General features: G+C 37.9%; 24 protein-coding genes. 15 read left to right on the top strand and 9 right to left on the bottom strand.

Going from position 1 to position 23,967, the window contains the following annotated elements:
* The first annotated feature begins 52 nt into the window (after window positions 1-52).
* The 4 genes from ACQ334_RS20050 (at window position 53) to ACQ334_RS20065 (ending at window position 3,241) form a co-directional block, all read left to right on the top strand.
* Window positions 53-445, top strand: a complete 393-nt coding sequence (locus ACQ334_RS20050; protein ID WP_430990050.1) for a DUF1398 domain-containing protein — start codon at window positions 53-55, stop codon at window positions 443-445.
* A gap of 69 nt (window positions 446-514) precedes the next feature.
* Window positions 515-1,525: a hypothetical protein gene (locus ACQ334_RS20055; RefSeq protein ID WP_430990051.1), complete on the top strand. Its 1,011-nt coding sequence runs from the start codon at window positions 515-517 to the stop codon at window positions 1,523-1,525.
* A 90-nt stretch (window positions 1,526-1,615) separates the two neighbouring features.
* The gene (locus ACQ334_RS20060; RefSeq protein WP_430990052.1) at window positions 1,616-2,563 is read left to right on the top strand and encodes a helix-turn-helix transcriptional regulator; all 948 of its coding nucleotides are present in this window, start codon (window positions 1,616-1,618) and stop codon (window positions 2,561-2,563) included.
* Between the two features lie 180 nt (window positions 2,564-2,743).
* The gene (locus tag ACQ334_RS20065) at window positions 2,744-3,241 is read left to right on the top strand and encodes a DinB family protein (RefSeq protein ID WP_430990053.1); all 498 of its coding nucleotides are present in this window, start codon (window positions 2,744-2,746) and stop codon (window positions 3,239-3,241) included.
* Between the two features lie 49 nt (window positions 3,242-3,290).
* Here ACQ334_RS20065 and ACQ334_RS20070 read toward each other — a convergent pair whose 3' ends face one another.
* Window positions 3,291-3,758: a regulatory protein RecX gene (locus ACQ334_RS20070; RefSeq protein WP_430990054.1), complete on the bottom strand. Its 468-nt coding sequence runs from the start codon at window positions 3,756-3,758 to the stop codon at window positions 3,291-3,293.
* A 137-nt stretch (window positions 3,759-3,895) separates the two neighbouring features.
* On the opposite strand from ACQ334_RS20070, the gene dnaN reads away from it, so the two are divergent.
* The 4 genes from dnaN (at window position 3,896) to ACQ334_RS20090 (ending at window position 7,325) form a co-directional block, all read left to right on the top strand.
* Window positions 3,896-5,011, top strand: coding sequence for a DNA polymerase III subunit beta (gene dnaN / locus ACQ334_RS20075; RefSeq protein WP_430990055.1), 1,116 nt, complete (start codon window positions 3,896-3,898; stop codon window positions 5,009-5,011).
* Between the two features lie 130 nt (window positions 5,012-5,141).
* Complete coding sequence (locus ACQ334_RS20080; protein ID WP_430990056.1) at window positions 5,142-6,047, top strand: prohibitin family protein; 906 nt, start codon at window positions 5,142-5,144, stop codon at window positions 6,045-6,047.
* A 5-nt stretch (window positions 6,048-6,052) separates the two neighbouring features.
* Entirely contained in the window at window positions 6,053-6,460 is a 408-nt protein-coding gene (locus tag ACQ334_RS20085; RefSeq protein WP_430990057.1) for a hypothetical protein, read from the top strand.
* 109 nt (window positions 6,461-6,569) lie between these two features.
* Complete coding sequence (locus ACQ334_RS20090) at window positions 6,570-7,325, top strand: SH3 domain-containing protein (RefSeq protein WP_430990058.1); 756 nt, start codon at window positions 6,570-6,572, stop codon at window positions 7,323-7,325.
* A gap of 155 nt (window positions 7,326-7,480) precedes the next feature.
* Here ACQ334_RS20090 and ACQ334_RS20095 read toward each other — a convergent pair whose 3' ends face one another.
* From ACQ334_RS20095 to ACQ334_RS20105, 3 genes are all read right to left on the bottom strand, one after another.
* Complete coding sequence (locus tag ACQ334_RS20095) at window positions 7,481-8,452, bottom strand: transglutaminase family protein (protein WP_430990059.1); 972 nt, start codon at window positions 8,450-8,452, stop codon at window positions 7,481-7,483.
* 110 nt (window positions 8,453-8,562) lie between these two features.
* Entirely contained in the window at window positions 8,563-9,498 is a 936-nt protein-coding gene (locus tag ACQ334_RS20100; protein ID WP_430990060.1) for an alpha-E domain-containing protein, read from the bottom strand.
* 36 nt (window positions 9,499-9,534) lie between these two features.
* Window positions 9,535-10,983 carry a circularly permuted type 2 ATP-grasp protein gene (locus ACQ334_RS20105; RefSeq protein WP_430990061.1) on the bottom strand — a complete coding sequence of 483 codons (1,449 nt, stop codon included), beginning with the start codon at window positions 10,981-10,983 and terminating at the stop codon, window positions 9,535-9,537.
* Between the two features lie 234 nt (window positions 10,984-11,217).
* On the opposite strand from ACQ334_RS20105, the gene kdsB reads away from it, so the two are divergent.
* Entirely contained in the window at window positions 11,218-11,934 is a 717-nt protein-coding gene (gene kdsB / locus ACQ334_RS20110) for a 3-deoxy-manno-octulosonate cytidylyltransferase (protein WP_430990062.1), read from the top strand.
* On the opposite strand, the gene ACQ334_RS20115 is transcribed toward kdsB, so the two are convergent.
* Window positions 11,929-13,440 (bottom strand): rhomboid family intramembrane serine protease, encoded by a 1,512-nt coding sequence (locus tag ACQ334_RS20115; RefSeq protein WP_430990063.1) that lies wholly within the window; start codon window positions 13,438-13,440, stop codon window positions 11,929-11,931. The two genes, kdsB and ACQ334_RS20115, sit on opposite strands and share 6 nt — an antisense overlap.
* 284 nt (window positions 13,441-13,724) lie before the next feature.
* Here ACQ334_RS20115 and ACQ334_RS20120 point away from each other — a divergent pair, with 284 nt between their 5' ends.
* From ACQ334_RS20120 to ACQ334_RS20140, 5 genes are all read left to right on the top strand, one after another.
* Entirely contained in the window at window positions 13,725-14,798 is a 1,074-nt protein-coding gene (locus tag ACQ334_RS20120) for an iron-containing alcohol dehydrogenase family protein (protein WP_430990064.1), read from the top strand.
* A gap of 192 nt (window positions 14,799-14,990) precedes the next feature.
* Window positions 14,991-15,620, top strand: coding sequence for an ankyrin repeat domain-containing protein (locus ACQ334_RS20125; RefSeq protein WP_430990065.1), 630 nt, complete (start codon window positions 14,991-14,993; stop codon window positions 15,618-15,620).
* 167 nt (window positions 15,621-15,787) lie between these two features.
* On the top strand, window positions 15,788-16,129 hold the full coding sequence (locus ACQ334_RS20130) for a YciI family protein (protein ID WP_430990066.1): 342 nt from the start codon (window positions 15,788-15,790) through the stop codon (window positions 16,127-16,129).
* A 46-nt stretch (window positions 16,130-16,175) separates the two neighbouring features.
* Entirely contained in the window at window positions 16,176-17,402 is a 1,227-nt protein-coding gene (locus ACQ334_RS20135) for an RNA polymerase sigma factor (protein ID WP_430990489.1), read from the top strand.
* A gap of 100 nt (window positions 17,403-17,502) precedes the next feature.
* Window positions 17,503-17,925, top strand: a complete 423-nt coding sequence (locus ACQ334_RS20140; protein ID WP_430990067.1) for a DUF1801 domain-containing protein — start codon at window positions 17,503-17,505, stop codon at window positions 17,923-17,925.
* A gap of 2 nt (window positions 17,926-17,927) precedes the next feature.
* On the opposite strand, the gene ACQ334_RS20145 is transcribed toward ACQ334_RS20140, so the two are convergent.
* The gene (locus ACQ334_RS20145; RefSeq protein WP_430990068.1) at window positions 17,928-19,637 is read right to left on the bottom strand and encodes a PAS domain-containing protein; all 1,710 of its coding nucleotides are present in this window, start codon (window positions 19,635-19,637) and stop codon (window positions 17,928-17,930) included.
* Between the two features lie 272 nt (window positions 19,638-19,909).
* Between ACQ334_RS20145 and ACQ334_RS20150 the strand changes: the two genes are divergently transcribed.
* Window positions 19,910-20,536 (top strand): response regulator, encoded by a 627-nt coding sequence (locus ACQ334_RS20150; protein ID WP_430990069.1) that lies wholly within the window; start codon window positions 19,910-19,912, stop codon window positions 20,534-20,536.
* Here the strand turns inward: ACQ334_RS20150 and ACQ334_RS20155 are convergent.
* The 3 genes from ACQ334_RS20155 to ACQ334_RS20165 are packed head-to-tail and all read right to left on the bottom strand — an operon-like array spanning window position 20,531 to window position 23,935.
* Window positions 20,531-21,622 (bottom strand): response regulator, encoded by a 1,092-nt coding sequence (locus tag ACQ334_RS20155; RefSeq protein WP_430990070.1) that lies wholly within the window; start codon window positions 21,620-21,622, stop codon window positions 20,531-20,533. The two genes, ACQ334_RS20150 and ACQ334_RS20155, sit on opposite strands and share 6 nt — an antisense overlap.
* 11 nt (window positions 21,623-21,633) lie before the next feature.
* On the bottom strand, window positions 21,634-22,074 hold the full coding sequence (locus tag ACQ334_RS20160) for a response regulator (RefSeq protein WP_430990071.1): 441 nt from the start codon (window positions 22,072-22,074) through the stop codon (window positions 21,634-21,636).
* A gap of 10 nt (window positions 22,075-22,084) precedes the next feature.
* Complete coding sequence (locus ACQ334_RS20165) at window positions 22,085-23,935, bottom strand: PAS domain-containing protein (protein ID WP_430990072.1); 1,851 nt, start codon at window positions 23,933-23,935, stop codon at window positions 22,085-22,087.
* Between the last annotated feature and the right edge of the window lie 32 nt (window positions 23,936-23,967).

Here is a 23,967-nt window from a genome sequence, read left to right on the forward strand (position 1 = left end):
CTTTTGGGGCAACTTTGCTGTATCAAATCATTTATCTAAAAATAAAATTTACATGTTTACACTTGAAGCCATTAAAGCAGCACACGCCAAAGTAAAATCGGGGGCAGATTTTCCTAATTACATTCAGGACATTATTAAACTGGGCGTTACGGCTTATGAAACTTATGTAAGCGACAGTCATGCTATATTTTTTGGAAGAGATAATTATGCTGTTGAGTCGGTTGGAAAATATGCGCTTCTTACAATAGCTGATAAAAGCAATGCTGTTTCATTTATAAAAGAGCTGAAAGAACACCAGCAGGGAAAATCTGATTACCTTTCTTTTTGCCAGAGCTGTGCAAAATACGGCGTAGAAAAATGGGTGGTGAATATGGCGGTAATGACCTGCGCCTATTACGACAAAGCAGGCAATGAAATGCTGGTAGAAAATATTCCGGCTGTATAAGCGTTATTTAAAATGCTGATAGTTTTATTAAAGTTTACCAGCATTATAAAGTCCTGCAAAAAACTGTGTATGAAATACCTGCTTTTAATTATTGCTTTTCCATTTTTATTTTCCTGCAAAAAAAATTCAGGTGGTACTTCTCCTGCGCCGGTAACTTCTGTAAGCGGAGTTACAAAGCCTTCGGGTGTATTTTCCAGTGCCGGTGCTACTTCTGCAACAGTTTTAAATAATTCAAACAACAGGGGCGTTTTAATCAGGGCTTTCTGGAAAGATATTGAAGCCACGGAAGGCAGTTTTAATTTTACTGTACTCGACAACCAGATCAATGCTATAAAATCAAAGAATAAAAAATATTCACTAGCAATTTTAGCTGGTGGTATTGGAAGTCCCGGTTGGCTGATCTCACAAAAAAATGTGCCGTATTTTGATTACCTGTTCCAGGGTCAACCTTATAAATTGCCGTTGATATGGAACGATACTGCATTAATTTATCTTGGAAAGTTAGCAGATAAATTGGCCGAAAGATATAATAATGATACATCGCTGTTATTGGTTTATATTCCTCAAATGACTGCCAATGGTGTTGAAGGACATCTGAATGGTTTTAACCAAACCGGTTTTACAAACGCTGGTTATACCGAAACCAAATGGATCAACGCCTCTGTTCAAAATGCAAAAAGATTTGCTACTGCATTCAGTAAAAAAGCATTGGCTTTTGAAGTGCACGACCTGTTTAATTCTTCTACACCTGCTTCAGCTGTTATTAATTCGTTGTGGGCAGATAATACTTTGGACCATCGTGTAGGTGCAGCCATGTGGTGGATATCAGGTGGTACCACCTATCAATCCGGGCTCATTACAGTGTTAAAGAATTTCCCTGGCGATATTTATTGCCAGGTAATTGACCGTTCTGATAATACCACCAGTTTTCCTGCCGGTGATTATACTAAAGTTTTTGAACAGGCTAAACTTATAAGAGCACGTTATATTGAACCCTGGGATTATGAATTTTCAATAACAACATGGAACAATAACTTTACTGATTTTAATACCTATGCTGATACGCTGAAAAAATATTAGCTGATACATCTTCGCCCGTTTGTTTACTGATTTGTTTATTTCTTGTCTGAAGTTTTAAACTTGTTTTACTTTTGAAGACAAACAATTTTCATGAACCGCATTGATCGTCTTACTGCTATTCTTGTTCAGCTGCAATCTAAAAGAGTGGTAAAAGCGCAGGAAATTGCTGATAAGTTTACACTGAGTTTACGTACGGTTTATCGTGACATCAAAGCATTGGATGAAGCTGGTGTGCCCATCATTGGAGAAGCTGGTATCGGTTATTCTATTATGGAAGGGTATCGTTTACCACCGGTGATGTTTACCAAAGAAGAAGCCACTGCTTTTTTAACCGCTGAAAAACTGGTAGAAAAATTAACCGATGATTCTACCAAAAAAAATTATGCTACCGCCATGCTTAAAGTAAAAGCAGTATTGCGCCTTACCGAAAAAGATTACCTGGAAGATATGGAACAGCATATTGAGGTAATAGAAAACCAATACGTGCCCAGGCGAACCAATGATACTATTCATTTGCAAAATGTATTGCAGAGCATTGCACAAAAAAATGTATTACAGCTGGATTATTTTGCCAATCACAATCAGCAACACAGCAAACGTGATGTGGAACCGGTAGGTATTTATTATTTAGGAGAAAAATGGTACATGGTGGCGTATTGCAGGCTGCGTAAAGATTACCGCACTTTTAAATTTGCAAGTATTAATAAACTACATGTTACGGATGAACACTTTAAACAACAGCATCCTTCTTTAAAAAGTTTTTTATCAAAAGAGTCTAAAGAAAAAAACCTGCAGACAGTAGTGCTATTAATTGATAAACATATCCTCCCCTATTTTGGCGACCAGAAATATTACAATGGCTTTGTATCGCAAAAAGAAGTGGGTGATAAAATTGAAATGACTTTTTTATCTGCATCATTAAATGGTTTTGCAAGGTGGTATATGCATTTTGGTGATAATGCTGATATTGTTAAGCCGCAGGAATTGAGAGATATTGTAAAGAACGTACTAAACGATATTTCACAAAAAGTAAAATAAATTGCACCATAAAAGGCATATGAGGACATATAAGGTTTTATACAGAAGACCTTATATGTTTTCTTAAATGCCCTCATATGCCTATATGGTTCATTTACTTTTTTAAAATTATTTTTTACTGCTGACATAAGGCTGTCACAACCTCATATTTTCTTTGTGGTATAAACAAAAACTTATACCATGTCACAAATCACCGCATTTCAACAAGAATTAGAAAGAGAAGCATTAACCACACGTAAAATGCTATCCGTTATCCCCACCGATAAGTTTGGCTGGAAGCCTCACGAAAAAAGTATGACCATAAAATCATTGGCTACTCATATAGCCGACATCTTTACCTGGTTTGGTATGGTAATGAATACCAGTGAACTGGACTTTGCAAAAAATCCTTACCAGGCCGAAGAGGTAAACACCACTCCTGAATTACTAACGCTGTTTGAAAAAAACCTGGTAGAAGGCAGAACAGCTTTGGCCAATGGAAAAGATGAACAGCTTAAAGACAACTGGATGATGCGTAACGGTGAAGAGATATGGGTGAATGATAACAAACACGATGTATTAAGAATGTGTTTCGGACAGATCATTCATCACCGTGCTCAAATGGGTGTATTCCTTCGTTTGCTGAATGTACCTATTCCCGGTAGTTACGGGCCCAGCGCCGATGAAATGGGATTATAAAAAGTATAGCCATTGATATTATTAAAACCGGAGTTGAAAAGCTTCGGTTTTATATTTCTGCCAGCAACTCCCGTATCAATTCAGTTTCATAGCCCTTTTGCATTAAATTATCCTGCAGTTTTCTTTTTTTAATGAAGCTGTTTTTTTCGCTTTTTAATGTCCGCAATTTTTCTTCAAAAAGCTTCTGCAGGGTTTTGGCATATTCTTCTTCATCAATTTGCTTCAATGCTTTTTTTATACAATAAGGAGAAATCCTTTTTTGTTTTAATGCATAACTGATCTTTACCCGTCCCCATTTTTTACTGCGGAAATGTCCGCCGGCAAATTGTATAGCAAAGCGTTCCTCGTTCAGGTAATTTTCCTCTATCAATGTGCTTACAATCTGGTCTACCTCTTTGGTGTTTAACCCAAAACCATACAGCTTTTCCTTTACTTCGCTATGGCAACGTTCCTGGTAAGCACAATAGTGTTTGGCTTTGGGCAGGGCTTGTTGTGGTGTAAATTTCTGAGGGTTCATGTGAGTACAAAAATAGACTGCTTACAGCAAAATCAAGCTTTAATAACAATATTAGCCAGTTATTCACAAGGGCACCAATTTTTATTATCTTCATTACAAGCAATCTTTTATCTTTGGAGCTATAATATATATATTTTATGAAGTTTATCGTTTCTTCTTCGGCTTTGCTGAAACAACTGCAACAGATCAGTGGTGTTATTAATGCCAATACGGTTTTACCGATATTGGAAGATTTTTTGTTTGAAATTGAAAAAAATAAACTCACCGTAGTGGCCACCGACCTGGAAACGGTAATGAAAGTACACCTGGATATTGAAGCTAAAGACAGCGGCAAAGTGTGTATCCCTGCAAAAATTTTAATGGACTCATTAAAGAACATTCCTGAGCAACCGTTGACTTTTAATATTGACAAGAATTTTGGAGTGGAATTAACCAGTGATAATGGTAAGTATAAAGTGATGGGAGAAAACCCGGATAACTTTCCTAAAGAACCAGCTGCTGATGATGCCAACAGTTTTACCATGACCTCTACTGCGTTGGTTACTGCCATCAACAAAGCCATCTTTGCGGTAAGTAATGATGATCTTCGTCCTGCAATGACAGGTGTGTTTTTTGAACTGGATAAAAAAGGAATGACCTTTGTTGCCACCGATGCTCATCGTTTGGTGCGTTATACCAGAACGGATGTCAGTTGCCCTAAAAAAGATTCTTTCATCGTTCCAAAAAAACCATTGAGTTTATTAAAAGGTTCTTTGCCTGATAATGAAGATGAATTAAACATCAGCTACAACAGCAATCATTTATTTGTAAAACATGGTGGTACCGAACTGGTGTGTCGTTTGATCGATGCCCGTTTCCCTGATTATAAAGTGGTGATACCGGTGGACAATCCTTATAAAATGACCATCAGCAAAAGTGATTTTCAAAATGCTTTGCGCCGTGTAAGTGTGTTTAGTAACAAGAGCACCAACCAGGTGGCATTAAGCATCAGCGGCAGCGAATTACAACTGGCTGCACAGGATGTGGATTTTAGTTTTGAAGGTAACGAACGCATGGCTTGTCAATATGATGGCGAGGATCTGCAGATCGCTTTCAATGCAAAATTTTTAATTGAAATGCTGAACGGTGCCGATACACCGGAGATCAATATGGAATTGAGCACGCCTACAAAAGCAGGCATTATTAAACCTACCGAAATGGGAGATAATGAAGAATTGCTGATGCTGGTAATGCCATTGATGTTGAATAATTAATAATGAAAAATATTATTATCATAAGCCGGAGTAAAACTCCGGCTTTTTTTATTCTTGAAAAAGTATGTGCAAAATCATTCCCTCAACTCTAAATTCTTCTACCGAACTTACAGCTCTAAACTTATAAACCATGTTTTTAATTGTACTGGGCATTATTATTTTTGTTGGTGCCGCCGCATTTTTAAAAAATAACCCTGCGTTGGAAAAATTTAAACCTATCGGAAGATTGGTGGGTCTTGTCTTTATAGTATTGGGCATATTAACCTCATGCATTAAACAAATTGACGCCGGCGAAATTGGTGTAAAAGTTTTGTTCGGTAGTGTTCAAAATGATGTATTGGGTAGTGGCCTGCATTTTGTAAATCCATTACTGGATATAAAAAAGTTAGACGTAAAAACTCAGAATTATACCATGAGCGGTGTAAATGACGAAGGCCGTAAATCGGGTGATGATGCAATAAAAGTATTGACCAGTGATGGCCTGGAAGTTACAATAGACCTTACCGTTTTATACCGCATCGTTGCTTCAGAAGCGCCCAAATTATTGAAAGAAACCGGTAATGATTATGAAGATAAAATTGTGCGGCCGCTTACCCGTACCAAGATACGGGATAATGCAGTGTACTACCAGGCGGTAGATCTGTTTGGCAATAAAAGAGATGAATTTCAGCAGCGCATTTATAAAAGCATTGAAGAGGATTTTAAAAAACGTGGTCTGATGCTGGAGCAGTTATTAGTAAGAAATATTACGTTACCTAATTCTGTAAAAGCATCTATTGAATCTAAAATAAATGCTGAGCAGGATGCCAAGAAAATGGAATTTGTTTTACAGAAAGAAAAACAGGAAGCAGAACGGAAAAGAGTAGAGGCACAGGGTATTGCAGATTACCAGCGCATCATCAACACCGGGCTTACCGATCAGCAATTGCAATACGAACAAATTAAAGCCATGAAAGAATTAGCTTTGAGTGCCAATGCAAAAGTAATTGTGATGGGTAAGGGAAACACACCATTGATCATCGACGGAAAACAGTAAAACAAATGAATTTTAAACAGATCGCCACCTTTGATAATTTTATGCTGCCCAATATGACCCTGGGCATGCTGGAAGAAAATTATATCAACTGTCATTTAAAAGATGAAAATATCGTTACCATCGATCCTTTACTCAACCCCGCCGTTGGAGGTATAAAACTAATGGTGGAAGAAACACAGGCAGAAAGAGCCGTTGATCTAATTAAAGAAGCAGAAACTTTATACCTGAATGATCTTGTTTGCCCGTATTGTAAACAAACCGGTTTAAGTGCAGAGGTAAAAATAGATAAGCCCGAAAGTTTTTGGGGCAAATTAAAAAACCAGGTCGCTTATGGGCAAACCTCCACTTACAGTAAAAAGTACCGCTGCCAGCATTGCAAAAGTATTATGGATGAATTGCCGTTGAGTTTTTAAATGCAGGTAATTTAAAAGACCTTTTACTATTTCTGAATAACCATAGAATAAATCTCCACCAGCTCTATACATAGTTTTTGTAAACTTGCAGTGTAAAATATTACCTGCTATGCAAAAATTATTCTTCTTGTTTTTTATTGCGTTTACTTTTTCTGCACAAGCACAAAACGTGTATTATGTTGCTGCTAAAACAGGCATCAGCTTAAGGGAAACACCAAATGCCAACGCAAAAGTGGTAGAGAAAATTAATTATGCAGAAAAGGTAATTCCGCTGACAGATACTTCCCGGTCTAAAGCAATTATCACCGAAGGTTTTAGCGGCCACTGGTGGAAAGTAAAATACAATAACAAAGAAGGTTATGTGGTGAGTAATTATTTATTGTCTGTTCCGCCACCCAAAGCCGGTACTAAAACATTAAAGGAATATTTTGCACAACTTTCCGCTGCCACCGGCAGCCCGTTGGTAATTAAAAAAACAGATGAATCCCTGAATGAAATGGGTGAATCTTCTCTTACCAAACAGTTTTTTAAAAATGGTATGGAGTGGCACGAAGCACAGGGTTATGAAACCAGTTCGCAGGTGTACATCTTACCCGGCTTTAGTATTGAAGAATGTTTTTTATTGTTACGTATCCTCAATCAGTATCCTGATCTTATTGGTGAGAAGGATCCTTTTCCAACAAAAAAATCAGTAGTTACTAGTGCCATTGGCGAAAAAACAGTGGATGTGGAACACGAAATGTTTGATGGCAAACCCGGGATGACCAAAAAAGTAACCATCACCAGTACACAAGGTGCTGTTACAGAGTTTGAGATTTTTTTACTGAATGAACAAGCCGTCATTTACTGGACTTCGGGGGTATAGTACACTGAAGTTATTACTTCGGTTAGTGTACCGAAACTTTAGTTTCAGCGTACTTTATTAAATAAACAAGCCGCCATTTACTGCACTTCGGCGTTTAGTACACTGAAGTTATCACTTCGGTTAATGTCCCGAAACTTCAGTTTCAGGGTACTGTACTACTGTTGCTGTTGTACCATCTGCATATACCTTCTGTAACTATTGCCATCATCTTCATCACTGATCAAAGAAGCGGTTACTACCTGTGGTGTTAATATCGCTGCTTCCTGCCTTGCTACAGATCCATCTTCGTGCGAAACTGAAACGCCTACTTCCAAAGTTTGTTTGGCCGTGCCTTTGTAGGTACCTTTTACAGGAGAGCAATCGCTAAAACTTCTGCCGATAGCTAAGCGAACATGCAGGTCGTTTACCATACAATTATTGGTAGGGTCTACACCCAACCAGCCGTAAAAAGGAATGTAGGCTTCTACCCAGGCGTGTGTAGCGCCTTCTCCACGCAGGCTACTATCGTGCGGACAAACATAGCCACTTACATAACGTGCAGGTATACCCAGCAAACGCAACATCACCAATAAAATATGTGCAAAGTCCTGGCAAACGCCGGCTTTTAATTTCCATATCTCATCTAAAGTGGTTTCAACAGTAGTAATGCCTTTTATGTAATTGAAATTTTTATACACGTATTCGTTCAGTTGTTTTACTGCTGTAAATACTGATACGGTTTTATAAAACCCGGCATCTGCAATAGCTTTTACTTCACCCAGGTCTTTAAAATTTTCCTGCTTTAAAAAATCTATAAATGGAATAATGTATTTTATATCTTCCAAATGACTCCATTGCACAGGAGTGTCCTCGTCATCAGCTGGTAATAAACGGGGTTTGGTAACTACCGAAATAGTAGAATCGATCCGCAATTCCATATGTGGCGCAATATTCATAAACGAGCCGATCTCGTTACCATAATAATCTTTAAATACCTCTAAAAAAGGATTGTTGGTGATAAAGATCTGCTGGCTTTTTACTTCCTGGAATTCATCTTTTAACGGAAACAGCATAATCTGGTTGGCACTGTCCATTACAGGTTCGGGGTAAGTATACTTTGTGGCGTGATGAATAACAAATTGGGGCATGGTTGGAGTGCTTTTATATTTTAAAATCGTGAGTGGTGAGTCGTCAGTCGTGAGTAGGATAAGCGAATTTAGAGTTCTTCTCTCACGATTCACCACTCACGGCTCACGCCCTAGCTGTTGCCGAAATAATTTTTGCTTAAGGTACTGCCGATCTGAAATAGTGCCGACTTGGTTTCCGTTAAATAATGATGCAGGCCTTCGTCGATAATAGAATCGGGGGTGGAGAATCTTATTTTGCTTTCCAGCTTACCAATCATAAAATCGATTTCATTAAAACTGATACTATTGCTGTTATTTTTTAAGCGGCTGAAATATTTATGCAGGTGCGTTACAGAATACAGTACCGAACGGGGAAAATTTTCATTCAGTATAATTTGTTCCATAACTTTTTTAGCTTCAAACCCACTACGGTAAGTTTTTAAATACAATTCATAACCGGAGATAGACATCAGCATATATTTCCAATACGTAGTATCAGCAGGCTTATCCAGTTGATAATTTAAATCGCTGAATTTAATATCTAAAATATCTGCTGACTGGATAGCTCTTTCCAATAATTTTCCAATATTAATAAAAGAGTTGCCTTCACCCCTTGCCATGGTAACATCGGTAGTACCGTAATACAATAATCCTTCCCTAATTAACGTATCTAAAACTGTAATGGGGTCTTCTTTTTGCAACAAATAGATCAGTCTTTCCTGGCGAACGGTATGGTAAAAATCATTCAGGCATTGCCACATTTCTTTGGTAATATGATCCTGTACGCTCCTTGCATTTTCTCTTGCCTGTGTTACCACATTCAAAACCGAATTAGGATTATCTTTATCGGTAACCATAAACTGCAAAACAGCCCTGGTATCTTTTGCTAAACCGGTAGCTTCTTCATCCGTTAAAAAAGTAAATATCCGCAACACCGGTTTCCACGAAAATTCCTGTATATCATCCTGCGAAGAAGCATAATTAATCTTCAGCATTCTTAAAATACCATCCGCTCTTTCCATATAGCGGCTCATCCAAAATAAACTGTCTGCAACTCTACTTAACATTAATTATTCATTATTAATTTTATCAATTATTCATTACTATTCTGCCAACACCCAGGTATCCTTACTACCACCACCTTGCGACGAATTCACTACCAGCGATCCCTCTTTAAGCGCCACCCTTGTTAATCCTCCGGGAACGATCTCTATTCCACCGGGACCGCACAAGGCATAAGGCCTGAGATCAATCCTTCTTGCTTTTAACGTGCCGTCCATATAACAGGGGCAACTGGATAAACTAATGATCGGTTGCGCAATAAATTCTCTTGGATTAACCAATACTTCTTTTTTATAATCTTCAATTTCTTTTTCGTCGGCTGCGCTACCCATCAGCATACCGTAGCCGCCGCTGGCATTGGTTTTTTTAATTACCATGCGTTCTATATTTTTAAACACATGTTCTCTTTCATCATCTTTTGCTAATTGATAGGTAGGCACATTTTTTAATAATGGCTCTTCATTTAAATAATAGCGGATCATGGCAGGAACAAAAGTGTAAATGGCTTTATCATCAGCCACGCCATTACCCACTGCATTTACAATGGCTACATTGCCTTTTCGGTAAGCGCTCATAATACCGGCCACGCCCAATAAACTTCCGGGATCAAAAACCAATGGATCCAGGTATTCATCATCCACCCTTCTGTAAATCACATCTACCTGTTGCAGGCCCGATGTGGTTTTCATATACACTTTATGATTGTCCACCACCAGGTCTTTTCCTTCCACCAACTCCACACCCATCATTCTTGCTAATGTGGTATGTTCAAAATAAGCAGAGTTATAAATGCCCGGCGTTAATAAAACTATGGTGGGGTTATAAATTTGTCTTGGAGAAAGCGATACTAAATTGCGGTGCAGAATATTAGGGTATTCTGTTACCGTTCTTACATTGTTATGCGGCAGCAGGTCGGGAAAGATACGTTTGGTAATTTCCCTGTTCTCCAGCATATAACTTACACCACTGGGTGTACGTAAATTATCTTCTAAAATATAAAACGACCCGTCGCTGTCTCTTATCAGGTCGATACCGGAAATATGCACATAAATATCGTAAGGCACAGGAAAGTTGTGCATCTCTCTTAAGTAATGCGGACAACTGTAGATCATTTGTGCCGGTATCACCCCGTCTTTAATAATAAACTGGTTGCTGTAAATATCTTTTAAAAAAAGATTGAGTGCACGTAGCCTTTGCTTGATACCTTTCTCAATAAAATCCCATTCAGGTGCGGTAATGATACGTGGAATAATATCAAAGGGAAAGATCTTTTCAATGCCTTCGCCGCTGCTGTATACTGTAAAAGTAATACCCTGGCTCATAAACAAACGTTTGGCCAGTTCTTCTTTTTTATTCAGTTCGTCAACGGAAAGTTGCTGCAAAAAATCCAGTGCCTTTTTATACTGCTCCCTTACGGCAGTATCTTTATACATTTCATCCCAGGTATTGGCATCTACCAAATACGATTGCACCAGTTCGCTTGCTTGCATAACAGTTAGTTTAATTAATTAAGGCTTGCAATCGGAAAAAGTCAGGTATTCAAATATAGGGAATTCAATTTGTTTTAAAAAGGCATTTAAAAATTTTTATAATTGCCTGGAGAGATAACAAGAAATAGTGTATCAGTGCTTTATTAATTGATACAAAAAAGAGTTTTCTATATAGAAATCCTTAGGGTCGGACATGCTATAATATCGGTAACTTTGTGCTCTTAATTTTTTTAGATGAGAACTATTGCGATGATACCGGCACGTTATGCAGCCACCCGTTTTCCTGCCAAATTAATGCAGGTACTAAAAGATAAAACTGTTATCCGCCATACTTATGATAATACCGTTGCCACCGGTTTGTTTGATGAAGTAATGGTAGTTACCGATAGCGAAATTATTTTTAACGAAATCACACAGCATGGCGGCAAGGCCAAAATGAGTGTGAAGACGCATGAAAGCGGCAGCGACCGTATTGCGGAAGCCATTGCGGATATGGAAGTAGATATTGTGGTAAATGTGCAGGGCGATGAACCCTTTGTTCAGGCAGATCCGTTGAGAAAATTGCTGGAAGTTTTTGCTGATGAACAGGTGCAGGTAGCTTCGCTGATGCAGGTTTTGTATGACGACTCTTTTATCAGTGATCCCAATTATGTGAAGGTAGCTGTTGATAAAAATATGAATTCATTACTATTCAGCCGTAGTGTAATCCCTTACCAGCGAGACAAAAATGTTGCAGTCACTTATTACGAACATATCGGGGTGTATGCATTTCGCAAGCAGGCACTCCTCAATTTCACCAGCTGGCCCATGACACCACTTGAGGCAGCAGAAAAAGTAGAATGCCTCCGCTATTTAGAAAACGGTATACCATTAAAGATGGTGGTTACAAAATACATGGGTGTGGAGATTGATACTCCGGAAGATCTGGAAAGAGCAGAGAAGATGTTATAGCTGTTTTAGTTCGTCCAAAACAACATAAATTCTGTCGCTGTTTTCTTTTAATTTTTTATTGGCATCTTCCTGCTCACTCTGGTTACCTTCTTTATTTAAGATAGAAAGTAAATCATTTTCTATCTTTCTCAATTGGATATATTCCAAAAGTTTAGCTGCTTTTTTATGGTTTGCTTCAGAGATATCAAGGCTATTGGCTTCTGTAATTAACGCCTCTGCTTTATTCCAAATGGGCTTTGCCTGTATAAGCTTATTTAGGCGTTCTTCGTCTGTAGTTGCAGTTGAATCATTAGATATGTCTATTGCTTGCTTGTGCAACACATCAAATTGGCTCAATTTTTCTTGATATAAATCGGTGTCTTTAAACGATGCCCCTTTGACTACGTCTAATTCAACCCTTCTTTGTTCAGTAGAAACTACATTTTGATTTAAATAACCATACGCCGCACCAGCAGTCAGCAATGCTATCACCGGCACAATCCATTGCAGTTTTTGTCCCTCTTTTTCTTTTTTGATACCCAACACATAAATATAGCCTATCACAAACCCGCTCACCAATCCTCCTACGTGTGCCGAATTATCCACGCCGCCTTTCATGCCATATACTAAATTATACACTACAAAAATGCCGATGCTTTGCAGTAACGGCTGCCGCATTTGTTTAGGAATTAAATTAGTAGTAAGCAGCGCTAAGAACAATCCGTACATACCAAATATAGCGCCTGATGCACCTGCACTATTCACCCCTTCTTTATGCCACCACAGGCTTACCAGGCTGGCCAGCACACCCGTGCATAAATAGGCTACAGTATATTTTACTTTGCCCAGCATCGGTTCTAAATACACCCCCACCATGTACAGGCAATACATATTCATGGCCAGGTGAATAATACCAAAATGAATAAACACATTGGTAATAAGCCGCCACCAGTCGCCGCTTAAAGTAAGGGGTGTATAGTTGCTGCCCCATTTAACATGTACCAGTCCATTTGCTTCAAAAATACCAGCCCCATTTATTGCCATTAAAATAAACACTACCACATTAATTGCCATAATTGCATAAGTAACATACAGGTTGCTGCCCGATAAATTCATGGCGGCATCAATTTCTGCCGCTTGTTGTGCTTCCTGCTCCGCCGTTTTAATTGTAGCTGCTCTTAAAATATTAATGGCACTTTTATTGTTTTCTATGGTGCTTTCATTAGTAGTTTTTGTTGCTGCTTCAAAAGCAGTTAAAAATGCAGCCGTGGTTTTTTTATTTTTTCCTCCCATATCAAACGATTCGCCACTCACCATTTCGCTGCTTACGGTTAAGCTGTCATCTAGTATAGTAACTATTACCTGCAGTGGATTGGTCTTCCAGTTCTTTGGCGTTGTGCCCAGCAATTTATCCGGGCCGGCATATTGCGGCAGCCAGTTTAAATTTATCATCGCCTGGTAAGCAATGGCAAATGCTGTTTCCTTTTCTGTATTGATAAGCGCAATGGTTTGCTCGTATTTGGGCATAAAAATTATTTGCAACAAGATGATTTATTTTTTCTGCTTTACCAATACCCTGTGCCACTTATTTTGGGGTGTCCCGCAGAATACGCAGAAATCGCAGAAAAGAAAACCTTAATACAGGGGTATCTCCTTATGCTGAAGATGTAGTTTTCATCTTTGCCGACACTCTGTTTTAGTGGCCCGCAGAATACGCAGAAGGCGCAGAAAAGAAAAAGCATTACTCTGCGATTTCTGCGTATTCTGCGGGAATATTTTCACTAATTTCGTGGCGGCTAAAAAAGCAATCTATGGCATTCAGAAATTTTAAAATGGTGGGCTATGTAATTTATGGCCGGGGCAGTTTTAACCAGTTAGATGAAATTATTGCACCGCACCGTAAAGCGGGGGCGCCAATGGTTTTTTTAGTAGATCATTTTTTTGAAGGCAAGGCATTAGCCAACAGGGTGCCTGTTCGTGGCAACGACAAGATCATTTTTGTAGACGTTACCTACGAACCTAAAACCACTTATGTAGATAGTTTAGCCAACCAGTTAAAAGATGAATTCGGTACCGTTAGTGGTGTAATTGGTATTGGTGGCGGCTCTGCTATGGACCTTGCCAAAGCGGTTGGGTTGATGATGAATAATCCGGGTTCTTCTGCCGATTACCAGGGCTGGGACCTGGTAAAACAGCCCGGCGTATACAAAGTGGGCATTCCAACATTAAGCGGTACCGGTGCCGAAGTTAGCCGCACTACTGTATTAACCGGCCCCACCAAAAAGCTGGGCATGAACAGCGACTTTACGCCTTTTGACCAGATTGTTTTAGATCCTGAATTAACAGCCGGTGCACCTGCCAACCAGCGCTTCTATACAGGTATGGATTGTTATATTCATTGCATTGAAAGTTTAACCGGTACTTACCTGAATGAATTCAGCAAAAGTTATGGCGAAAAAGCCCTCCAGCTTTGCCGTGAAGTATATGTGAATAAAAGCGGCTGGGATGCCGACAGCGATGACAAACTGATGATGGCTTCTTATGCAGGTGGTATGAGCATTGCATACAGCCAGGTGGGTGTAGCGCATGCCGTTAGTTATGGCCTCAGTTACTTGCTGGGTACCAAACATGGTGTAGGTAATTGTATTGTGTTTGATAAATTACAAGACTATTATCCCGAAGGTGTGGAAGAATTTAAAATAATGGTAGAAAAAAATAAGATCGATATTCCTCAACATATCTGCGCCGGCCTAAGCGATGAAGATTTTGATAAAATGATCAATGTATCATTAGGCATGAAACCCCTTTGGGAAAACGCCCTGGGTAAAGACTGGGAAAAAATTATGACCAGGGAAAAGCTGAGGGCTTTGTATGAGTTATTGTAGTTGCTGATTTAAAGTGGTAAGTAAATTTTTGTTTGTGAGCAGTCGGTAATTTTAAGGTGTCATTAAAATTAGTTTCTCGTGGACTATTTACAGGAAATCATAACCAATTTTGAACTTCATTCTGTTGAGGGAATCAGGGACTGTTTTGAAAAGGGTATAAATCCCAATGAAATAGTTAACGGCAAACCCCTTGTGTATGAGCTAATAAATATGTACAGCCGTGGCCCTCTTTTTAAGGAATGCATAAAAGCCTTTATTGACTATGGTTTAAAATTTGATGACAAAATATTGCTTTCTGTTTTATCAGACAACGCCTCCCTGCTGGATTTTCAATTAAGTAATGATAAAAACGGATTGATAAAAAAATATTCTTTTGATTGTACTTTTACTCCGCTTTACGAAGTTTCTTTATTACACATTTGTGCAGAATACAACCATTTATCCTGTGCCCGGGTTCTTGTAAAATACGGTGCAGACATAAATGCAAAAGCAGGGCTTGATAAAAACGGTTTTGGCGGACAGACCCCGATTTTTCATACAGTAAATCAAGATGGTAATAAATGTATTGAAGTAATGAAATATCTTATTACTCAAGATGCAGACCTGGCGTTAACCATAAAAGGACTCATTTGGGGTAAAGGCTGTGCATGGGAAACATTTATCCCATCTGTAAACCCAATCAGCTATGCAATGATGGGCCTCCTGCGTCAATTTCAAAGAACAGAAGCCCACGTTTATGAAATTGTTTCTTTATTGCTGAAAGCTAATTATGGAACAGAGTACTATCCATCCAACATACCCAATAAATATCTGAATACTTAGCACCGGCAGGCATAAACTAATTTCCAGAAGACATTATTCCGTAAAATACTTGAGAAAAAAGCACAAGCAATAAAACAAAAATAACGGGCCTGGTGTCCAGTTTATAAAATGTCAATTGTTATTGGAGTATACTTCAAACATTCCATAACAATTTAAAATTTTTACAGATGAAAGAATTCATTTTAATTTTCAGACATGAAAATGCCACCGCAAAAGTTTCGCCTGAGCAAATGCAGCTATGGATGAAACAACAAATGGATTGGGTGGGCAGTATTGCTGCTCAAAACAAATTTATCAGCGGCACTGGTTTACTTTTTGATGATGCAAAAGTAGTGCGGCACAAGGGCATTGTTACTAATGGCCCCTTTGGCGAAATTAAAGAAACCCTTGGCGGTTACATTATGGTAAAAGCCGAAACTGTGGAAGAAGCGGTTGAGTTTGCCAAAGGCTCGCCGGTTTTACAAGGCGAAGGCAATACTGTTGAAGTACGCCAGATCTCAAAACATTAATTAATTTAAAAAAAGGCCTCTGTAAACCAGGGGTCTTTTGTTTGCAATGGAACGGCAGGAACTGATACCGCATTTATTCAGAACAGAATACAGCAAAATAACAGCTGTACTTTGTAAGTTATTCGGTATTGAGCATATTGAAATTGCAGAAGATATTGCCAGTGAAACTTTTTTATCTGCATTTGAAACCTGGAATTATAAAGGCATACCTGCCAACCCAACGGCATGGCTTTACGTGGTTGCTAAAAATAAAGCCAGGAATTATTTTATTCGCAACAGGTTATTTGCTGAAAAAATTGCAAAACAAATACCCCATTCAAATAGTGAAGAGGAAGAGATTCAAATTGATCTGTCAGAAAAAAATATTACCGATAGTCAATTGCAAATGTTGTTTGCTATTTGTCAGCCCGGTATTACCACAGCAGCACAGGTAGGGTTAGCTTTGCGTATTTTATGCGGTTTTAGTATTGATGAAATTGCAGATGCTTTTTTAACCAATAAAGACACTATCAATAAGCGGCTTTTCAGGGCTAAAGAAAAACTACGGCTTGATAAAGTTCTAATTGAATTCCCGGATAATGCTGCCATTAATAACCGTTTGGATATTGTTTTAAAAACTTTGTATCTATTATTTAATGAAGGTTATTATTCCGAAAGGCAAGATACTATCGTTCGCAAAGAACTTTGTTTAGAAGCCATGCGCTTAACTTATTTGCTTATCGAAAACGAATCAACCAATCAACATGCCACCAATGCGTTGCTGGCTTTAATGTGCTTTCATGCATCCCGTTTAAATGCAAGAACAACAATAAGTGGCGCCATGATTTTATATCCCGATCAGGATGAAAAACTTTGGGATGACGAATTAATTGCAAGAGGGAATTATTTTTTACAACAAGCTGCAAAATGGAATATCATTTCTAAATATTATTTAGAGGCAAGCATTGCTTATTGGCATACTATTAAAACCGACAGCACGGATAAATGGGAAAATATTTTACAGTTATACAATCACCTGCTGCAATTGGAATATTCGCCCATTGCAGCACTAAACAGAACTTTTGCACTTTCAAAAGCGAGGGGTAAAATAATAGCAATAGCTGAAGCCGAAAAACTACATTTAACCGACAATCATTTCTATTATATTTTATTGGGCGAGCTATATAAAGAGATTGATATTGTAAAAACAAAATTGTATTTTCAACAGGCATTATCCTTAGCTAAAACCCAAACAGAAAAGCAATTGATACAAAATAAAATTTACATGCTTTAGAAATAGGTGACTTAATACTATCAATTATTGGTTGCTGTTTTAGTTGATGGTGACCAATAATATAAACACCCAGAATTAATAACGTAAAAAAATAACCATCATGGCAAAAAATAAAACCGTTGAAACCAGGGATAGTGTTGCGGCTTTTGTTGCGGCAATAAAAGACGAAAAGAAGCGTAACGATTTTTCTGCAGTAATTGACCTGATAACGAAAACTACAAAAATGGATCCTAAAATGTGGGGTACTGCTATTGTAGGTTTTGGCATGTATCATTACAAATACGATAGCGGGCGGGAAGGAGAGGCGGCATTACTTAGCATTGCTGCAAGAGCCAATGCGCTTACTTTTTATCTTGGTGCCACTTTTGATAAAAGAGAAGAATTGCTTTTAAAACTTGGGAAGCATAAAGTAGATGGTGGTTGTGTTCATATTCAAAAGCTGGAAGATATTGATACCGGCATACTAATGAAAATGGTAAAAAATTCTATTGCTAATAAAAAGAAATTACATCCGGATAAATAATTTTATGCCCTCGCCATATTTTTTGTGAGTGCTTCTTCTGTAGCTGCATTAAACTGTACTGTGAGTTCGCAACCCTGGCCTGGTTCAGATGTAATATTTACTTTACCATTAAATATTGCACTCCGGTTTATAATATTCTGCAGGCCTACCCCATTTCTTTTTTGGGTAACATCAAAACCAATTCCATCATCCGTAATATTCAACTCAATAGCTCCGCCTGTTTGTTGTAAAGTAATGAACACCGTTTTGGCATGGGCATGTTTTAAAATATTATTCAGTTGCTCCTGCACTATACGATAAATGGCCAGCTTAAGGTTATCGCTTATAATACTTTCATTTTCACAGGCCCATTTGGCACTAAACTCCAGTTCATTTACGTGCTCAATATGACTGATCATGTCTGCAAGGGCTCCGGTTAAACTGATATCACCTAATGATGGCGCTGCCAGTGTTTTAGAAAGCGTTCTTATCTCGTCCATTGCTGTAGTAATAAAATTCTTGCTGTCTTTTATCAGGTTGATGCGGCTTTCTTCTCGTGATATGGCACAATCCATATATAACCTGGCTGTGGCTAAAATAGGATTTATATTATCATGCAGCTCTTCTCCTAAAAAAGCCCTTTCTTTTTCCTGTGCCGCAATTACAGCAGCGGTTATTTCCTGTACTTGTTGTTTTCTTTCTGTGGCTAATTTTTCTTCCAGTTTTATTTTTTCAGTTATATCATTACAAATACCATCAATGCGAATAAGCCTTCCTCGGGTATCCAGCGTTGGTATCATTTTAGTTTCTACCCAGCGGATGTTATTGTCACGATGTATGATGCGGTATTTATTAAAAACCGTATTTCCTGCCTGCAGTTTTTCATAAATTTTTCCCACAAAAGTTTTATCGTGGTAATGAATTAATTTTAACCAAAGGTCCCTGTCTTTCATAAATTCATCAGGCGTATAACCATATACTTTTATACAGGCAATAGATATATGTTTAATTTTGTAATTAACCATATCCATCGAAAACAACACTTCATCTACAGTATTGAATATTTTTTCCAGTTCGTCATTTACCTGTTTTAATTTTTCATTGCTTCGTTTAAGATTTTCGCTCATTACAATCAATACCTCTTTCTGTTCATTTGCTTCTTGTAATTTGCCCACTTCAAAACTTTGTTCGGCATCATGTTCTCCTGATTTTTTAAAGTTATAAGCCCATAATCCGCAAAGTGAAAATATAGCGGTTGCTAAAAGAATATGAATAATAAAAACCTGCAAACTCATCACTTCCTGTTGCGTAAAATAAATTTTATCAAAGCCAATAAATTGCAAATAGCCAAATGCGGCATGATGTAGTATTACTACTGTAGCCAAAGGAATCTGAAGTTTCCAATTGCGGTATGTTATTAAAATGGCGCTTGCAATAAAAGCCAGGAAATGCATTTCAAATAAGCCATGCATCTGGTAAATAAATTGCGCCATAAAAACGCCCAGTACAATACCCAATACATACTGGTATAAGTAAGAATGCGGTAAAATAAGTTTGGCTGAATAATACGCAAGCAATGAAAGCCCGCCTACACCAATGGCTATTAACCAGGTATCGTAATAAAAAGCCAGCAACAGCCCAATCAAAAAAAAGGCAGTGAGAAAATAATTTATCTGCCGGTCTGATTTTTCCTTTACCTGCAATTGCAGCTTTTTTATATGGGTTGGTTTCATAGGTATAGCATTATGTGTTGTGCCATACAGCTATGGGCACAAAAAAACATAGCTGGCCATCGTGTAAATGAGGTACATATTCTGGCCCGCTTTTAGGAGCATTCATATTTTTATTGGATATAAAACGGGACATCACAGGGTAATGGGTTAATACAGGATTGGAAATTTATTGACTATACAAATATCATTCAACCTGGTTTGGTATTTCCTAGTACAAAGAATTGACTTTATGTAGAATTGTTCCTATATTTAAGTACAGTTTAAGCCTTACTATGAAAAGATTTTTATTGGTTGATGACCATATTGTAGTCCGTTCCGGCATACAGGGTTTACTTTCCGAAATATTTAAACCCTGCGAAATTCATGAAGCCGGCGACAGTGAGAGTGCTACAGAAAAATTAAAACACCATCAGTACGATCTGATCATGATGGATATACAAATGCCCAATAGCGACACCATGGGCTTAATGGAATATATACAGGTAAGATACCCCGATGCCAAAGTGCTGATATTTTCAATGAGTGCAGAAAATATTTATGCCAGGCGTTTTATAAAAGCAGGTGCAATGGGTTTTTTATCTAAGGATTCATCATTGGATGAGATCAAGAAAGCCATAAACATGGTTTTAAATAACCGTAAATATATCAGTGAGTCTTTTGCCGAAATGCTGGCCGATGCATCTTTTGCCGGTACACCAGATAATCCTTTTGATAAATTATCGCCCCGGGAATTTGAAATTACATCCTTGTTGTTAACCGGTCAATCTGTGAGTGAAATATCAAAAACATTGCACCTGCAGATATCAACAGTAGGTACACATAAATCGAGAGTGTTTGAAAAACTAAAGGTTACTAATATCCTGGAGTTAAAGGAACTAGCCAATAGTTACAAATTATAAACCGGGTAAGGTTATTTCATTAACAGGCAGCATAGCTTCTACTTTTGTTCCTTTGCCAGGTTCGCTGCTTAGTACATATTTACCACCAATCATTACAGATCTTTCCTTCATGCCCAGTAAACCCAGTGAATGCCTTTGTTCGGTTTCAGCTACATCAAAACCTTTTCCATCATCTGTAATAGTAAACACAAGGTTTTCGTTTTCTCTTTTAAGACTGCAACAAACAGTGGCAGCACCAGAATGCCTGGCCACATTGGTAAGTGATTCCTGGTAAATACGAAACAGGGCGATATTTGTTTTGCTGGAAATACCTGTAAGCTCTTCGGGTAAGTTGAGGGTTATTTTTATACCCGTTCTTTTTTCAAACTCCCGGCTTTGCCATCTTATAGCTTCAATAAGGCCAAGCTTATCCAGCAAAGCAGGATGTAGTTCTGATGCCAGTTTTTTTACTGTAATAAGAGATGTGGTCAACAATCTTTCCATTCCTTTTACCTTTTCTACAATTTGGGGCTCCGTTTCTTTAAGTTTTATCGACAGCCATGATACATCCAGTTTAAGCGCTGTTAAATGCTGCCCCAGTTCATCGTGTATTTCTCTTGCCATGGATGCTCTTTCTTCTTCTCTTATATTTTGTAAATGAGAGGCCAGTTTTCTTATCTGCAGGTAAGAATATTTCAACTCTTCTTCTGCCTGTTCTCTTTCACGGATCATGCGGCTTTTTTCTATTGCCTTTTTTACCGCAGATGGAAGACGATTGAGGTTTGTTTTTAAAATATAATCTGCCGCTCCATGTTGTAAAATGTTTACGGCAAACTCTTCAGATACTGTTGCGGTAACTAATATCACCGGAATTTCGGGGCATTTTTTTTGTACCAGTTCAATTGCTCCGGCCGAATCAAAAGATGGTAAGGAGTGATCAGATAAGATGATATCCGGAATAAAATTATCCAATGCATCTTCAAAATCTTTACCATTGTCAACCACTTTTTTTTCAAACAGGATACCACCTTTTTTTAATTCCCTTTCCACCAGTTCTGCATCAAATGCGGTATCTTCCAGGTGTAGTATTTTTAGTATTGTTTCCATAGCAGTTTGGTCTAATAAGGGTTTTGATTGAGCAGCAACCAGTAAAATCCAAGGTCGCTTATAGATTTCGCAAAGCTATCAAATTCAACAGGTTTAACAATATAACTGTTTGCTCCAAGGGCATAAGCTCTTTCAATATCCGGATTTTCTTTTGATGAAGTAAGGATAACAACAGGAATTTTTTTGGTGAGGTCATCCGATTTTATTTTTTTTAAAACTTCAAGGCCATCCACTTTAGGCATTTTTAAGTCCAGCAATATAATTTTTGGCCGGTTATTAATATTTCTATGTGCAAAGTCGCCCAGGCCAAACAAAAAATTAATTGCCATGGCCCCGTCTTGCAGGTGCACAATACTGTTGGCAATTTTTCCTTTTGTTAGTGCCCTTATTGTTAGCTCTGCATCATTCCTGTTATCTTCTACCAGTAGTATTTCTATTTCGGTATTTTCCATTGGGTTTGTTTTACAGGTGATTAATTTCCGGTAATGAAAAATTAAAAATGGCGCCCTTACCGGGTGTACTTACTGCCCATATTTTTCCGTTGTGCTTTTCAATAATTCGGTATGCAATTGCCAGGCCAACCCCGGTACCAGGGAAATCTTCTGCTGAGTGAAGCCGTTGAAATACCCCGAATAACTTGTGTTTATATTCCATCTCAAAACCCACGCCATTATCGATTACAGAATAAATCATTTCCCGGTTTCCCCGTTTTGATTTTATTTCCACTACCGGCCTTTCTTTTTTTGATGAATACTTTATGGCATTGACTATAAGGTTATTCATTACATGTTCCAGTAAAACATAGTCTGCTTTTACAGGAAGTAATTTTTTAATTTTTATTTCAGCATGATGGGTTGTGTTTTGATTGATATCCCTTATAACAGTTGCCACTAATTTATTCATGTCAATAACCGAACCCTGCACTTCTTTTCTCCCCAGCCTTGCAAAAGAAAGCAGGTCGTCTATAAGAGTCCCCATTTTTTTTGCGTTATATTGTATTTCTCCTAATAACCGCTTTCCTTCGGTATCAAAAATATTGTTATAGTCTTCCTCCAGTATTTTAGCATAACCATTAACTGCTCTTAAAGGCCCCCTTAAATCATGCGATACAGAATAAGAAAAAGATTCAATTTCCTCAGTTCGCTCTTTTACTCTTTTTTCCAGTTCTTCATTTAATACAATTATTTCCTCTTCCACTTGTTTGCGTTGCGTTATGTCTGCCCTTATTGCAACATACTGGTATGGCTTACCGTTATCATCAAGAAAAGGAATTATTGTTGTATCCACCCAATAAAAAGTTCCATCCTTGGCTTTGTTCTTTAATTCTCCACGCCAGATTTTTCCATTGGCAATAGTTACCCAAAGGTTCCTGATGAATTCTTTAGGGTGATGGCCGGAATTAATGATACGATGGTCTTTTCCTATCAATTCTTCATAACTGAATTTGGAAATTTTACAAAAATTGTAATTAGCATATTTAATAATGCCTTTTTGATCGGTAATAGCCACTATAGAAGATTCATCAAGTGCATATTTATAATCAGATGTTTCCTTAAGGCTGGTTTCCAGGTTTTCTTCTACCACCTTTCTGGAAGTTATATCAGCCCTTATAGCTAAGTATTTGTAAGGTTTGTTATCCTGATTTACAAATGGAACAATGGTGGTGTCTACCCAATAAAAGGTACCATCTTTGGCTTTATTCTTTATTTCTCCCCGCCAGATTTTTCCCCTGGCAATAGTTACCCAAAGATTCCTGATAAATTCTTTGGGATGATGGCCAGAGTTGATGATCTCGTGGTCCATTCCAATCAGTTCCGTTCTGTTGAATTTTGAAATACTGCAGAAATTATCATTTACATAAGTGATAATACCTTTTTGATCGGTAATTGCTACAATAGAAGATTCATCAAGCGCATATTTGTAATCAGCAATTTCTTTTAATATTTTTTGAAACCTGCCTTCCTCTGTTTCTGGTGGTGAGGCTATTGCAAATACAATTTTTTCTTTGTTATCACCTTCGTTGTGGCAAAAAGCATTTAGCAAAACCAGTTTGTTGCTTTCTTCGTTATTCGAATTAAAAGACAAATCGCAGTTACTAACAGCACCTTCGGTTAAAACCCGGTGCAACATTTCTTCTGCTTTTTGAGGTTCCGTAAATAAATTTTTAAAATAACTGCCCCCCAATTCCACTGCAGGTTTTCCCGAAATTTTTTCTGCTGCATGGTTAACGTCATTGATACAACCATCTGCATTGATACAGAAAAAGGGTTCTCTTCCAAAAAACCCCGGAACTATAGTGGTGTTTTTTTTCATTTATTGTTTAAGCATAGCAAAACTTATTTATT

It is taken from the genome of Ferruginibacter sp. SUN106 (genome assembly GCF_050611765.1).
Classification (GTDB): domain Bacteria; phylum Bacteroidota; class Bacteroidia; order Chitinophagales; family Chitinophagaceae; genus Ferruginibacter.

What these genes read in the sequence shown, in the direction of transcription:
- ACQ334_RS20050 (WP_430990050.1), top strand. Translation starts at nt 53, where the DNA reads ATGTTTACACTTGAAGCCATTAAAGCAGCACACGCCAAAGTAAAATCG.
- ACQ334_RS20070 (WP_430990054.1), bottom strand. Translation starts at nt 3,758, where the DNA reads ATGAACCCTCAGAAATTTACACCACAACAAGCCCTGCCCAAAGCCAAA.
- kdsB (WP_430990062.1), top strand. Translation starts at nt 11,218, where the DNA reads ATGAGAACTATTGCGATGATACCGGCACGTTATGCAGCCACCCGTTTT.
- ACQ334_RS20145 (WP_430990068.1), bottom strand. Translation starts at nt 19,637, where the DNA reads ATGAAACCAACCCATATAAAAAAGCTGCAATTGCAGGTAAAGGAAAAA.
- ACQ334_RS20165 (WP_430990072.1), bottom strand. Translation starts at nt 23,935, where the DNA reads ATGAAAAAAAACACCACTATAGTTCCGGGGTTTTTTGGAAGAGAACCC.
- ACQ334_RS20055 (WP_430990051.1), top strand. Translation starts at nt 515, where the DNA reads ATGAAATACCTGCTTTTAATTATTGCTTTTCCATTTTTATTTTCCTGC.
- ACQ334_RS20120 (WP_430990064.1), top strand. Translation starts at nt 13,725, where the DNA reads ATGGCATTCAGAAATTTTAAAATGGTGGGCTATGTAATTTATGGCCGG.
- ACQ334_RS20080 (WP_430990056.1), top strand. Translation starts at nt 5,142, where the DNA reads ATGTTTTTAATTGTACTGGGCATTATTATTTTTGTTGGTGCCGCCGCA.
- ACQ334_RS20090 (WP_430990058.1), top strand. Translation starts at nt 6,570, where the DNA reads ATGCAAAAATTATTCTTCTTGTTTTTTATTGCGTTTACTTTTTCTGCA.
- ACQ334_RS20060 (WP_430990052.1), top strand. Translation starts at nt 1,616, where the DNA reads ATGAACCGCATTGATCGTCTTACTGCTATTCTTGTTCAGCTGCAATCT.
- ACQ334_RS20155 (WP_430990070.1), bottom strand. Translation starts at nt 21,622, where the DNA reads ATGGAAACAATACTAAAAATACTACACCTGGAAGATACCGCATTTGAT.
- ACQ334_RS20105 (WP_430990061.1), bottom strand. Translation starts at nt 10,983, where the DNA reads ATGCAAGCAAGCGAACTGGTGCAATCGTATTTGGTAGATGCCAATACC.
- ACQ334_RS20135 (WP_430990489.1), top strand. Translation starts at nt 16,176, where the DNA reads ATGGAACGGCAGGAACTGATACCGCATTTATTCAGAACAGAATACAGC.
- ACQ334_RS20160 (WP_430990071.1), bottom strand. Translation starts at nt 22,074, where the DNA reads ATGGAAAATACCGAAATAGAAATACTACTGGTAGAAGATAACAGGAAT.
- ACQ334_RS20085 (WP_430990057.1), top strand. Translation starts at nt 6,053, where the DNA reads ATGAATTTTAAACAGATCGCCACCTTTGATAATTTTATGCTGCCCAAT.
- ACQ334_RS20095 (WP_430990059.1), bottom strand. Translation starts at nt 8,452, where the DNA reads ATGCCCCAATTTGTTATTCATCACGCCACAAAGTATACTTACCCCGAA.
- ACQ334_RS20065 (WP_430990053.1), top strand. Translation starts at nt 2,744, where the DNA reads ATGTCACAAATCACCGCATTTCAACAAGAATTAGAAAGAGAAGCATTA.
- dnaN (WP_430990055.1), top strand. Translation starts at nt 3,896, where the DNA reads ATGAAGTTTATCGTTTCTTCTTCGGCTTTGCTGAAACAACTGCAACAG.
- ACQ334_RS20115 (WP_430990063.1), bottom strand. Translation starts at nt 13,440, where the DNA reads ATGCCCAAATACGAGCAAACCATTGCGCTTATCAATACAGAAAAGGAA.
- ACQ334_RS20130 (WP_430990066.1), top strand. Translation starts at nt 15,788, where the DNA reads ATGAAAGAATTCATTTTAATTTTCAGACATGAAAATGCCACCGCAAAA.
- ACQ334_RS20140 (WP_430990067.1), top strand. Translation starts at nt 17,503, where the DNA reads ATGGCAAAAAATAAAACCGTTGAAACCAGGGATAGTGTTGCGGCTTTT.
- ACQ334_RS20150 (WP_430990069.1), top strand. Translation starts at nt 19,910, where the DNA reads ATGAAAAGATTTTTATTGGTTGATGACCATATTGTAGTCCGTTCCGGC.
- ACQ334_RS20100 (WP_430990060.1), bottom strand. Translation starts at nt 9,498, where the DNA reads ATGTTAAGTAGAGTTGCAGACAGTTTATTTTGGATGAGCCGCTATATG.